The sequence below is a fragment of the Chitinophaga sp. W2I13 genome, from assembly GCF_050434005.1.
Lineage (GTDB): Bacteria > Bacteroidota > Bacteroidia > Chitinophagales > Chitinophagaceae > Chitinophaga.
In genome coordinates, this window is sequence record NZ_JBNPWD010000001.1 from 5905102 (window position 1) to 5917521 (window position 12420).

The 12420-nt window shown below is 48.7% G+C and carries 10 protein-coding genes; 4 read left to right on the top strand and 6 right to left on the bottom strand.

Annotation, left to right across the window (positions count from 1 at the left end; all coding sequences use genetic code 11):
* Position 1 precedes the first annotated feature (1 nt).
* Complete coding sequence (locus QFZ48_RS24345) at positions 2-403, bottom strand: GlcG/HbpS family heme-binding protein (protein WP_370910470.1); 402 nt, start codon at positions 401-403, stop codon at positions 2-4.
* Positions 404-577: 174 nt separating this feature from the next.
* Here QFZ48_RS24345 and QFZ48_RS24350 point away from each other — a divergent pair, with 174 nt between their 5' ends.
* The gene (locus QFZ48_RS24350) at positions 578-1480 is read left to right on the top strand and encodes an AraC family transcriptional regulator (RefSeq protein ID WP_429048744.1); all 903 of its coding nucleotides are present in this window, start codon (positions 578-580) and stop codon (positions 1478-1480) included.
* A 2-nt stretch (positions 1481-1482) separates the two neighbouring features.
* Here QFZ48_RS24350 and QFZ48_RS24355 read toward each other — a convergent pair whose 3' ends face one another.
* Positions 1483-2622, bottom strand: coding sequence for a M23 family metallopeptidase (locus QFZ48_RS24355; protein WP_429064068.1), 1140 nt, complete (start codon positions 2620-2622; stop codon positions 1483-1485).
* Between the two features lie 180 nt (positions 2623-2802).
* Here QFZ48_RS24355 and QFZ48_RS24360 point away from each other — a divergent pair, with 180 nt between their 5' ends.
* Complete coding sequence (locus QFZ48_RS24360; RefSeq protein ID WP_429064070.1) at positions 2803-4431, top strand: glycosyl hydrolase family 18 protein; 1629 nt, start codon at positions 2803-2805, stop codon at positions 4429-4431.
* A 46-nt stretch (positions 4432-4477) separates the two neighbouring features.
* Positions 4478-5356 (top strand): polysaccharide lyase, encoded by an 879-nt coding sequence (locus tag QFZ48_RS24365; protein ID WP_429064072.1) that lies wholly within the window; start codon positions 4478-4480, stop codon positions 5354-5356.
* 87 nt (positions 5357-5443) lie between these two features.
* Here QFZ48_RS24365 and QFZ48_RS24370 read toward each other — a convergent pair whose 3' ends face one another.
* Together QFZ48_RS24370 and QFZ48_RS24375 are read right to left on the bottom strand one after the other, a co-directional pair.
* A complete protein-coding gene (locus QFZ48_RS24370) occupies positions 5444-6127 on the bottom strand; it encodes a response regulator transcription factor (protein WP_429048737.1) in 684 nt (227 codons plus the stop codon).
* A 1-nt stretch (position 6128) separates the two neighbouring features.
* A complete protein-coding gene (locus QFZ48_RS24375; protein ID WP_429048735.1) occupies positions 6129-7631 on the bottom strand; it encodes a sensor histidine kinase in 1503 nt (500 codons plus the stop codon).
* A gap of 159 nt (positions 7632-7790) precedes the next feature.
* Here QFZ48_RS24375 and QFZ48_RS24380 point away from each other — a divergent pair, with 159 nt between their 5' ends.
* Positions 7791-8606, top strand: coding sequence for a GLPGLI family protein (locus tag QFZ48_RS24380; RefSeq protein WP_429064074.1), 816 nt, complete (start codon positions 7791-7793; stop codon positions 8604-8606).
* A gap of 63 nt (positions 8607-8669) precedes the next feature.
* Here the strand turns inward: QFZ48_RS24380 and QFZ48_RS24385 are convergent, their stop codons facing one another.
* Entirely contained in the window at positions 8670-11486 is a 2817-nt protein-coding gene (locus QFZ48_RS24385; RefSeq protein WP_429048732.1) for an outer membrane beta-barrel protein, read from the bottom strand.
* Between the two features lie 142 nt (positions 11487-11628).
* Positions 11629-12414 carry a hypothetical protein gene (locus tag QFZ48_RS24390; protein ID WP_429048730.1) on the bottom strand — a complete coding sequence of 262 codons (786 nt, stop codon included), beginning with the start codon at positions 12412-12414 and terminating at the stop codon, positions 11629-11631.
* Positions 12415-12420 lie beyond the last annotated feature (6 nt).

Genomic DNA, 12420 nt, shown 5'->3' on the forward strand with positions numbered 1-12420 from the left:
GTTATTTAATCGCATCTGCGCCTGCCTGCGCCACTATATGATCATTTTCCACGGAGTCGCCGGATACGCCTACGGCGCCGATGATCTCATTTTTTTCATTGCGGATGACCACGCCGCCGGGGAAGGTGATGAGGCCACCATTGGAATGTTCAATATTATACAAGGAGCCGCCTGGTTGCGACAGCTTGCCGATTTCGCCGGTGGGCATATTGAAGTATCGTGCCGTGCGGGCTTTTTTCTGCGAAATATCTATAGACCCCAGCCAGGCGTCGTCCATGTGAACAAAGGCGATAAGGTTGGTACCTGCATCCACGACTGCAATGTTCATCAGTGTTTTAATTTCGGTGGCTTTGGCTTTAGCAGCAGCAATAACAGCTTCCGCCTGTTTTAACGTGATATTCATAACAGGATTTTAATGTGAAGGAATGACCAATATTAAGCATATTGGAGATGGGGGAATTGAACGATTATCCTGATTGATAGAACGATGCTATTTTTTTATTTCTTTGATGATCCAACGGGAATTTATCGATAAATTTATAAGGCGGAAAACCTGCGTTACGATAAAAATTCCACCATGAACCAGATATGCCATCTTTCTCCTATTAACCTGAGTGATGCCACTTCGCTGGATACGATGGTAGAGCACCGCCGGGTGTTTAACCTGCGGCACTGTGAGCTGAACATCTTTGAAACTTTTCACCGCTGCAGTAATGTGGCACTCTCTTATAACGGGCTGGTAGTATCCAGTATGATGCGGGGTAAAAAGATCATGTCGTTGTCCGGATCGGAAGAGTTCTTTTTTTTGCCGGGAGAAAGTGTGATCCTGCCGGAAGGCGTGTCTATGAAAGTAGATTTTCCGGAGGCGGATGAAAGGCATCCGGTGCAGTGCGCCACCCTGGCGCTCGACTGGGATATGGTGAATAAGAACCTGGCTTTTCTGAATGAGCAGTATCCCAATAAGGCGGCGCCGTTTGAATGGCAGCTGAATTTCAGCCGGTATCACTTTTTAAATAACAAAGAGCTGGCCGCCAGTATGAATAAACTGATCGGGATCAGCATGGAGAGTGATCCTGCAAAGGATGCACTGGCAGATCTCTCGCTGAAATTTTTATTACTGCGTATTATACAAACACAAAACCTGGTGGCCATTAATGATGCAGGAGTAGGTAATCACCGGTTTACACCTGTGTTGCAATATATCAGGGAGCATCTTACCCAAAAGATTACTATTGATGCGTTGGCAAAAGTATCCTGCATGAGCCGTTCCGTTTTTTTCCAGGCATTTAAAGAGCAATATGGTATTTCACCGCTGGAGTATATTTTGCAGGAGCGCATCCGGCGCGCAAAGCAGATCATGGCGGATCCTGCATTGAGTATCACGGATGTGTGTTACCAATCGGGGTTTAATAACCTGAATTACTTTATTAAATTGTTTAAACGGGCAGAGGGAATTACGCCCAGGGAATACCGTAAATAGTATCACGGAAATGTGATGACGCTATTGGAAACGGGCAGCTCACGGCGTACGGGTTGTGATTGCGGAATATACGGCGCGCTGCCAAATTTGTTGAAGTCGGGGATAGTACCCGTCAGCGTAAATTTTTCAAATACAAAGGGAAGTCCTTCTGCGCCCAGTGGCGCATCGGCGTTCGCCACATGCAGGTGAAGGTGCGGCCCGGTGGACTGACCTGTGAATCCCAGCCGGGCGATCACGTCTCCTTTCTTTACCCGCTGGCCTGCTTTTACCACGATACTTTCCGGCTGCAGGTGTTCATAAAACACGTAGGTGTTGTCCGCTATTTTTAAAGAGATATAATTGCCCGTGGCCAGGTGGGCGGCATAATCCGGGTGATTGGATAATGCGGTGCTTTCCGGGAAATCGGTTCTGGTGGAACTAACCACGCCATCTGCCACTGCCAGTATGCCGGCGCCATAGCCGTACCAGTTAGTGATCCTGTCCTCATCGCCGTCGGCGAATTTCCCGGTGCTGTCGAGCTTTACAAAGTCAACGGCAAATCTTCCGGGGATACGTGCTACTCCATCCTTTACAAATATCACGCGGCGGTGCCCCTGTGCCCATACCGGGCTGTAAACGGCGGTCCAGGGGCCTCCTTTCAGCGGGGCGCCCAATACAATTGCCGGACTGGTTACCAGTTGTATGGCCGCGCCCGTGATGGTATATTCCGTGGCCGTATCACGAAGGGTATTTTTGAAAGATACCTGGTGAATAATTTCAGCAGGGAATTGAGCGGCGGCAGCGGAATATTCCACAAACAGCACCGCCATATTACCGGGCGGTATGGTGGCGGTGGGGGATTTCTGTCCGGGTGCAGCAAGTCGTTGCAACAGGCCGGTGTCTTTTATCAGCGTCAAAGCAGTGGTATTCTTCGCATCCTGTGCTTCCACTTTTGTGAGCAGCAGGGGCCAGGGAGAGAAGTTGGTAAGATGAATTTCGTAGAAGAGTACAGGATGTCCGCCGGTTACTACCGGTTTGGGAACGTGGTGTACTTGTATTTCAAGCGCCGGAGGCAGGGCAGGGATGCGGTTGTCCTGTGCCTGGCAGAGGAAGGCGGGCAGGATGAACAGGGGAAGCAGCGCTTTCTTTATATGGCTTATCACGGGTATTATTTAGAATGAAAAGATAAGCAACTTCTTCTTCCGTTACTGATTACCCGCGAAATATAAAAAAATATCCCTGTGACGTAGTAATGCCGTAGTGCCGGATGATGGTTCTTTTATGCGAACCTCTACTTTTGAAAGGATTAATCCACATTTCTTTTCAACCAAAAAACTACCCGTATGAAACCATTTCTAAAGCTGTTAGCTATCCTCCTTGTTTGTGCGTTTAATACCATTGCTCAAACCCCTTTCCGCGTTATTGGATATATGCCTTCCTGGGCAGGTAATGTAAACCAGGTGCAGTATAGTAAGCTTACTCATATCAATTACGCATTCCTGTTGCCTACCAGTACCGGCGGTTTGCAGGCAATCGATAACCCCGCGAAGTTACAGAGCCTGGTGAGCACTGCGCATGCCAATAATGTAAAGGTGCTGATATCTGTGGGCGGCTGGAATGATGGGAACGACAGCGGCTTTGAATCGCTCGCCGCCAACAGTACCTACCGCAATAATTTCGTGACCAACATGATCAATTTCGTGCACCAGTATGGTCTTGATGGCGTGGATATCGACTGGGAGTATCCGGATGCCGGCGCATCGGCCAATAACTATATTACGCTGATGACGCAGCTCAGCACAGAGATGCATAACAGGGGTAAACTCCTTACCGGCGCTATTGTGGGTACCGGCGGGGCCAGTATCTTAAACAGCGCTTTTGCGTTGGTAGATTTTTATAACCTCATGGCTTACGACTACAATAACTTCGACCACTCTACTTACAGTTATGCTACCCAGTCGGTGAGCTACTGGCGCGGCCGCGGACTCCCAGCGTCCAAAACCGTGCTTGGCGTGCCTTTTTACGGAAGGCCCACCTGGGAGTCGTACGCTCAGCTGGTGGCGCGTGGCGCCAATCCTTATGCCGATGTATTTGATAATGTTGGCTACAACGGCATTACTACCATCAAACAAAAAACGAACCTGGCTTTTGACCAGGGCAGCGGTGTGATGATCTGGGAGTTGTCGCAGGACGCCACAGGAGCCAATTCGTTGCTGTCGGCCATTCATGAGGTAGTACTTAGCCGTACCGGCAACCCGGGCGGCAATGCGCCTGTTGGGCAAACGATATGGCTGCGCGGCAACAACAACCTGTATGTGAGCGGCGAGAATGGCACCCAGGCAATGAACTGCAACCGTACCAGCGCACAGGGCTGGGAACAGTTTACCGTAGTGGATGCCGGCGGCGGCAAAATTGCTTTACGCAGCCAGGGCAAGTATATATCATCCGAAAACGGTACGCAGGCCATTACGTGTAACCGTACCAGTATCCAGGACTGGGAAAAATTCACCTGGATCAATAACAGCAACGGCACCATTTCACTGTTGTGTAACAATGGCGGCTATATCTGCTCGGAAAATGGCACGCAGGCAATGAGCTCCTGGAGAACTACCGTTGGCACATGGGAATCGTTCAATTATGGAGCGGTGAGCGGACTGGCAGCCATCAGCAGCATCACCGCTGCCGTTGCTGCCACGCATGGGGCCATCCCGGAAGAAGCTGCCGCCGCTGCTATCAGTGTATATCCCAATCCCATCCGTTCGGGCAGTGCATTTACCGTTACCCTGCAACACTATAACCCGAAGGCGCCTGTAAAGGCTACCCTGATCAGCGCGGGCATGCAGCCCGTGGCCGTGCAGCAGCCTAATGCAAAAACCTTCAACATAAATACCGGCACCGTCGCCGGCGGCACGTATATCCTGGAAGTGATGCACGACAACAAACGGCTCGTGAAGAAAATCATTATACAGTAAACCCTCCTGATGATAAACCTATTTTCTCACCCACAATTACACATTCATGAATTTCACTGTTTTCTCACGTAATGTTGCAGCAGCCGGACTGCTGTTATTCAGTACCAGTTTTATTTCCTGTAAGAAGGAACTGGCGAAATCAAACCTGCCCGGCAACACAACCCTGGCTGCCGCCGATGCTGCTATAGGAATTAACGCCATTAACAGCACCTGGTCTGTTAACTGGGATAATTACGCCAATGGCACTACCTACACATCTACCAATGCTGCCAGTGATTTTGGCAATGTAACCGGCTGGAACAACAACCGCGGCTACATTTCCAATGGCAACCTCCGCATCCAGCTGGATCCCAACGCGCTCTCCGCAGCCGGCGGGGTAGTGGCCAACATCGATGTATCTGACGGCGCCGCTTATGAAATGGATTATGATATCCGTTTTCACAGCCAGTTCGACTGGAGCCGTGGCGGTAAAGTAGGCTTCGGCTTTTCCATTGGTGATGGCAACACCGGCGGCGATCCCGCCTGGGATGGTAATGGCGGCACCCTCCGGCTCATGTGGTACCGTAACGACGCCAACAGGGTGTACTTCCAGCCTTACCTGTATTACAGGGACCAGCCGGGCCAGTACGGCGACGACTTCGGGCTCACTTACCCTGCCAGCGGCAGCATCCAGAAAGGCACTACTTATCACGTACACCTGTACATAAAAAGCAACACCGGCAGTAATACCGATGGTCACGTTCAGATCGTGATCAACGGCACCGTGCTGCTCGACCGGGATATCCGGTGGACCACCAACGACAGCAAACGGCTGATCAGGGGCGTAACTTTTCATACGTTCCGCGGTGGCAGCCAGTCTTACTGGGAATCATCTACCGTAGGTTATATTTACTATGATAACCTGAGCATTCATAAGATTAATTAATGAAGAAGCCCGCCGGTGCAATTCCGGCGGGCTTTTTTATGCGCATATTTTTAAAGAAGCACACGACGATCATCTGCAATAAAAAAATCAACCCAGCACAAACCGGTATCCTACACCTTTAATGGTGAGGATCTGCAGGTTGTCATCCTCTTTCAGGTGTACGCGCAGCCGGGTAATATATACATCCAGGTTGCGGCTGTTGAAAAAGGAATCATGTCCCCAGAGCAGGTCGAGGATGTTTTTCCGGTCGATGATGCCATCGCGGTTTTCGTATAGTAGTTTGAGTAATTCGCTTTCTTTGTACGACAGCTTTTTTTCTTCTACATCGTTGGCCAGTACCTGGCGATTGGTATAAAACCGGAACTTACCGATTTTGATGTGATTGGTAGCAGGAGCGGGTGTTTTATCTGATTTACGCAATACGTTTTCAATACGTACAATCAGTTCTTCCATACTGAAAGGCTTGCGGATATAATCGTTGCCTCCCAGCGTAAACCCTTTTACGAGGTCGTTGGTTTGTGTTTTGGCGGTGAGGAACAGGATGGGTACTTCCTGGTTGATAGCGCGTATTTCGGCGGCAATTTCAAATCCGTCTTTATTGGGCAACATGATATCCAGCACGCATACGGCAGGGTTTACCTGTTTGAACAATTGCATTACATGGGCGCCATCGCTTTCCAGTATTACTTCGTATCCCCGTCGCTGTAAACTTTCTTTCACTATTTTGCCCAGCGACAGTTCATCTTCGATATATAAAATTTTAATACTCATTTCATCCTGTTTTAAGCTTTATCACCCGGCGGTTTTTGTCGTAATGAATAACCGGCGCTTCTGCGAAGGGAAGCTTGATGGAAAACGTACTGCCTTTATGCAGCTCACTTTCCACTTCAATAAAGCCCATGTGCGATTGTATAATGTGAGATACATAACTGAGCCCCAGGCCATATCCTTTTATATTATGCCGGTTGCCACTGGGCACGCGGAAAAATTTCTCAAAGATCTTGTTTTTATATTCACGCGCAATGCCTATACCGTTGTCGGTTACACGCAGTTCCAGGTATTGTTTGTGATCAATGATGTGGATCAGGATATTGGGGTCCTGGCTACTGTACTTTAATGCATTATCCAGCAGGTTGTACAATACGCTGGTCATATGCAGTTTATCGGCGGTGATGATAAAGTTATGACCTGTTCTTTTCAGCGTGGTAACCGCGCGTTGTTTTTCAAACTGCAGCTTCATGGAAATCATTACGCTGCGGGTAAGGTCTGTAAGATCGAAAGGTTCTTTGTTCAAAGGAATTTCCCTGTTTTCAAACATTGATAATTTCAGCACTTTATCTACCAGCAGTGCGAGGCGGTTCATTTCATTGGCCGATATATCGAGGTATTCGAGTGTTGTTTGCAGATCTTCCAGTGCATCAAAATTTCTCAGCGCTTCAATGGCCACACTAACAGTGGCGATAGGCGTTTTCAGCTCATGCGTCATGTTGCTGATAAAATCATTTTTGAGTTGTGCCAGCCGTTGTTGTTGTTTCAGGTTGCGGTAAAGCAGCAGGAAAGAGAAGATGGTAACAGCCAGGAGGAAAAAGGATATCAGTATCGGCTGACTGATGCGTTTCAGCAGGTACCAGGTATTGTTTTCAAATAAAACCTGGTAACTCATGGGTTTGGTAAAACCGATGGTCACCGTATTACCTTCCAGGTCATCCGGGAAGGTATTGAACATATGATTGGTAGTAGTATCTAAGGGAATGGTATTAACAGTAAAGGAAACGTTAATCTTTTCCCGTTCCAGTGCCCGTTGGTACCGGTCCACCACTTCTTTTACGGTAATAGAATCCCTGAGGGAATCTACACCGGCCAGGAACTGGAATACCGTTGTAGCGGGAACTCCTTTGGTAACGCCGTATTGTACATTCACAGAATCATCTTCCGGCATCGATGCAGGATCTACTGCCACAAACATCGTCCGCTTTCTGATGGGCATGGCAGGAGCGCTCATGGTAGAATCTCTCATTCTTTCCTGCAACACATTGGTGACACCCGTCATACCCGCACGGTCATGTACCCGCAGGCTGATATTGGAATCCAGGTTGAGCTTTACGGCCTGCAGGCGAAAAATGGTTTCCCGGAAAAGAATATTGGTGCGGGCGGTAAACAATCTTTTTTCCTCCCGGTAGTTATTGCTCAGCCAGTATGCCTGGAAAGCGGTGATCAGCAGGATGGTCAGCGCAATCAGGGAAATGGTAGCCGGTATGGAAAGTTTATATCGCACTATGTTGATTGAATGGTAAGAAATAACAATACTACCGCAAATGTATCATTTCCTGCTTCCCAACGCGGAAACATTAACCTAAATTAACATTAAATCAAGTGATGTTAACCTCTGTTCCGGCAGGAAGGAAATAGCTTTATTTTCTTAAATGTATGTAACATGAAGAAGATAATTTTTACGTTAGCCATCAGTGGATGCCTGTTAACCGCCAGTGGCCAGCAACAGCAGGGACGCGTGCTCTACGAGCGCACTGTACAGATGCAGATGCGGATGATGGGAATGGCCGCTGGTGCAGACGCAGGACCGGAGCCCGATAACATACTGCCGCATTCCAGGAAAGATAAGCTCGAAGTATTGTTTGGCAACGGGCAGTCGCTGCGCCGCGCCGTGGAGGAAGATGCTCCCGAAGAATTCGCCGGGGAAGGTGGTATGCATATCCGCATGATGGTGGCCGGCGACAACGACGTGACCTATACCAGTTTCTCCAACGACCGCGTAGTAGAACAACGTGAGTTTGCTGCAAAGAACTACCTTATTACGGACAGTATCCACCGGCTCAACTGGAAGATCACGGGCGAAACCCGTACTATACTTAATTATCCCTGCCAGCAGGCCGTAACGCAGCGTATCGGCAAGCGTTCCATGACCTCCATGGAAAACGGGCAGATGAAAACCAAAGAGGTGGCCGATACGGCCAATATCACCGCCTGGTTTACATTGGCTATCCCGGTGCCTGCCGGGCCGGACTTCCAGGGACAGCTTCCCGGGCTTATCCTGGCTGTTGATATCAACAACGGCAGCACCGTTTACCAGGCGCTGGAAGTATCGCCGCAGGCAGATCTTGCTGCCATCCGGGAGCCTTCCAAAGGGAAAAAGGTAACGGAAGAGGAGTTTAATAAAGCACGGGAGAAGCTGATGAACGAAATGCAGCGCAATGGCGGCGGCGCCACACGCAGTATCAGGATAGCACAGTAAATAACTGCCATAAGAAAGGGGCCGGATGATATCATCCGGCCCCTTTCTTATGCCCCTTACTTTTTAACGCCGGATCATCCTGATCCCCGGCGCTGCAGCATTGAAAATGCCATTCTTACTAAGACTGTAAGTGAAGCTCAACAGGAAAAAGCGTTGCAGGTTTTTCGTGCGGCTGTCTTCAATATAATTTTGGTTGGTGCTGCGGTTAATACCCACATTTTCATTCAGGATATCAAATACACTCAGCTTCAGCTCCCCGCGGTTAAAGCGAAGGAACTGGCGGCTGACAGACGCATTCCATAACGGCACCTTTGCATTAAATCCATCTGTGCGGCGGCTGTTAATAGTATAGTTAAAACTGGTACTCACATAAAAATTTGCAGGCAGCTGCCAGTTTACTTCTCCGTCATATTGTTGCAGAAAATAGCCGGTGTTGAGGGCAGGCTGCAGGGAGTAAGCTGTTTTGTAGTAATTAATCCCCCCGCCAAACGTGAGGTTCAGCTTATCCGAAGGGTTCAGGTCAAAACGTACAGAAGGCCCCAGCGTAACCGTACTGATACCGTTGGATACCTTGTTGATAAACTGCTTGGTTTTGCTGTAACCTACGTTGCTGCTGAAGTTAACCGTGCCTTTCAAGGCCCGCAGAGGCAGGCCCAGACTAATGCTGCCGGTCATGTTGAAAACACCGTTTACATTCACTGGCCGGCTGTATTTAATACCAAGACTATCCACCACATCATCATTCACAATCTTGTTCTGCGTTTCCTGGATGTTGAAGAAAGCGAACAGGTTTTTATTTCTGAAGGGGTTTACCGAAATGAAGTTGAGCTGTACGGCGTGCGTTAACTCCGGTTTCAGATCGGGGTTGCCTTCGCGGATATTGAGGGGATCGCTGATGTCCGGCACCGGTTGCAGCTGCGACATATCGGGCTGGTTGGTAATGGCTGCGTAGTTGATGCTGAGGTTCCGGTAACGGGTAAAGTCGTATTGGAAACGCAGCGATGGTAACAGGTTATAAAACGTTTGACGGATCACGGAGTCTTTGGTGCCGGCGATGATGGTGCCTTTCAGCGAAGCATACTGCCAGTTGAGGCCCGCAGCGAGACTGTATTTTTTTTGTTTTGTACGCAGACGGATACCTGCATTGGTATAGCTATAGGCATTTTCGAAGTTGTTTGTCAGCGCAGGATTTGGCTGGTCGAACTTCCCGTTATCGCCGTTGTAATCATAAGTGATTTTATCGGAAGTAGTTTTCGTATAGCTGTTGCCGATACTGAACTCCATCAGTGAGTGCTTGAATAACGGTTCCGTATATACGGCGCGGGCGTTATAGCTGTTCATATCTCCGGATATGGTATTGCGCTGGTGGATGGAATCGTAACCGGGCTGGGAGGCAGGGTGGTTATAAAAATGATTTACGGAAAGCAGGCTGCCATTGCTTTCACTGTTATTGCTACTGTTTTGCAGATTGAGTGAAAACGTGCGGCCTTTGCGCAGGAATTTTTTACGGAACAATACATCATTGCTGAAATTGGAGCCATGACCTGCGGAGTAGTTATTGCTGAAGCCTTCATTGGCCAGCTGCTGGCTTTCCGAAAGGGTTTCATATTTGCTGTAGCTTTTGCTGCGGTTTTCCTGGTAACCAAAAGACGATGATATTTTAACCGAGTGCAGGGAGTCGATCTGGATATCGGCGCCCAGGTTGAGGCGGTGGGTATTATTGATGTTGTTGCTGGTAGCGTGCTGGTTGTAGAAATAAGAGGAGTCCGGCAGGAAATACTGGCGTTGTATTTCGCTTTCCTGGTAAGGATTATAGCGGTTATAAAAGTAGCTGCTGGTAAATTCTGTTTTTTTTCCGATGATGTTATTATAATTGATCCCGCCGCCCCATACGGTTTTAATGCCGTTGCCGCTGCTGCCGCCCATGAATGCGGCGGCGGGGTCGTCGGCGCTCATGGTGAAACTGGCGTTGCCGCTGCCGCTTTGCCGCATGCGGTTCAGTTCTCCGCTGAAGCTCATCATATCCATAAAGGAGAAGCCTTCTGCATTGGTGTTGTTGGCCATGCCGATAACGGAAAGTTGCCGCGCTCCTTTGAAGGAATTGATGTTAAAGCGGCCTTCGTACCGGTCGCTGGTACCCGCGCCGGCCATGGCTTTTCCAAACATGCCTTTCTTTTTATCCTGTTTGAGTTTCAGGTTAATGGTTTTTTCGCTGTTGCCATCATCAAAGCCGGTGAGTTGTGCCGCATCGCTGAGGCGGTCGTATACCTGTACTTTGTCGACTGCATCGGCAGGGAGATTTTTAGTTGCCATTTTGGGATCTTTGCCAAAAAACTCTTTTCCATCAACCATCACGCGGTTTACTTTCTGGCCCTGTGCTTTTACGGTGCCGTCTTTTGCCACCTCTACGCCGGGTAGTTTTTTCAACAGTTGTTCTACGCTGGAATTGGGCGGTGTTTTAAAAGAGCCCGCATTATACTGGATAGTGTCGCCTACGAGTGTTACCGGTGGTGCTTCTCCGGTTACGGCTACTTCATTGAGCTGGATACTGAGGTCGTGAAGCACAAGAGCAGGGAAGTTCATCACGGGCGTTGCGTTGCTGATCGTTACCATGCGCTGGAGAGAGTGGTATTTTACATGCGTGATGAGCAGCCGGTATTCGCCGGCGTGTATGCCGTTGATTTCAAAATATCCTTTGTCGTTGGTCATGGTAAAGGAAACCAGTGAGGAGTCTTTTCCCTGCAGCAGGGTGATAGTGGCTGATGCCACTGGCCGGCCGGCACTGGTATCAGACACGGTGCCTTTGATAACACCATTCCTTTGTGCGTTGGCGGCAAGGGATAAACAGGAGATAAGAAGCCACAGGTAATATTTTTGCATAGCGGACGTTTACTTTGTTACCGAAAGTAGGTCCGGGTGTGGCAAAAGCAGGTTAACAAGCCTTGCATTAATGTTAAGGAAGGTTAATAAAATGATATTGAAGCCCTGCTCCGGTACGGGCAGGGCTTCGCAGCAACGGTGATTAGTCGAGGTACAGGGCCTTTACAGCGACGTCATATTTATTGCCGTCTGTGCCGGTGAAAGATCCCGCGTTGTTCAGTTTTTCATAGATAAAAAGGGTAACTACCTCATAAAGTTTGCCGGTAGTGTAATTCATGAGATCAATACCGAAAATGAAATCAGGATGTAACCGTTCATGCGTAACGGGGTCCAGGATATAGAAGATCGTATATCCATCAGTATTGACGGCATCCAGTGTTTGATATAACCCATAGGAGTCAAATGCAGCTTTTAACTGTGGGATGGTGTCTACATTTGTTATGTCGCCCAGGCTGAAGTCCATCATTAACAGTTGTAGGTCTACTTCACGGGGAAAGCAATGGGTAGCAAAATTGGCGGCTTTTATTTTCATAAAACCTGCAGGAGGTTTGGATTCAGCTGCCTGGGTATTGACTAACGCAATGGGAGTGGTAACTTCATCCGGCTGAAACAGGGTGAACTCGTAGGTTTGTGTGGCTTCTACCCGCAGGAGGCTGTCGAAAAGAAAAACAGGTTTATCCGCCGGGTCTTCTGTAATTCCCCATATCTGCAGCTTATTGACACCTGGTTCCAGCTTCATGAAGTCAGTCGATTGTATTTGTTTGGGATAGCCTTCCAGTCCGAAGCGGAGTGCGCTATAGGAGGTAGCGTTATTTATCTTCAGCTGTCCAAATACGATAAAATCATCTGCCGCTGTTTCCTTTTTGCAGGAAGTGTTGCTGGTCAATAAAATGATCATCACTAAAGTAAAATGAAGGAATTGTTTCATGGCAGA

Bases quoted from the DNA above. Each gene is read 5' to 3' on its own strand.
- QFZ48_RS24345 (WP_370910470.1), bottom strand. From the start codon at position 403: ATGAATATCACGTTAAAACAGGCGGAAGCTGTTATTGCTGCTGCTAAA.
- QFZ48_RS24350 (WP_429048744.1), top strand. From the start codon at position 578: ATGAACCAGATATGCCATCTTTCTCCTATTAACCTGAGTGATGCCACT.
- QFZ48_RS24360 (WP_429064070.1), top strand. From the start codon at position 2,803: ATGAAACCATTTCTAAAGCTGTTAGCTATCCTCCTTGTTTGTGCGTTT.
- QFZ48_RS24365 (WP_429064072.1), top strand. From the start codon at position 4,478: ATGAATTTCACTGTTTTCTCACGTAATGTTGCAGCAGCCGGACTGCTG.
- QFZ48_RS24370 (WP_429048737.1), bottom strand. From the start codon at position 6,127: ATGAGTATTAAAATTTTATATATCGAAGATGAACTGTCGCTGGGCAAA.
- QFZ48_RS24380 (WP_429064074.1), top strand. From the start codon at position 7,791: ATGAAGAAGATAATTTTTACGTTAGCCATCAGTGGATGCCTGTTAACC.
- QFZ48_RS24385 (WP_429048732.1), bottom strand. From the start codon at position 11,486: ATGCAAAAATATTACCTGTGGCTTCTTATCTCCTGTTTATCCCTTGCC.
- QFZ48_RS24390 (WP_429048730.1), bottom strand. From the start codon at position 12,414: ATGAAACAATTCCTTCATTTTACTTTAGTGATGATCATTTTATTGACC.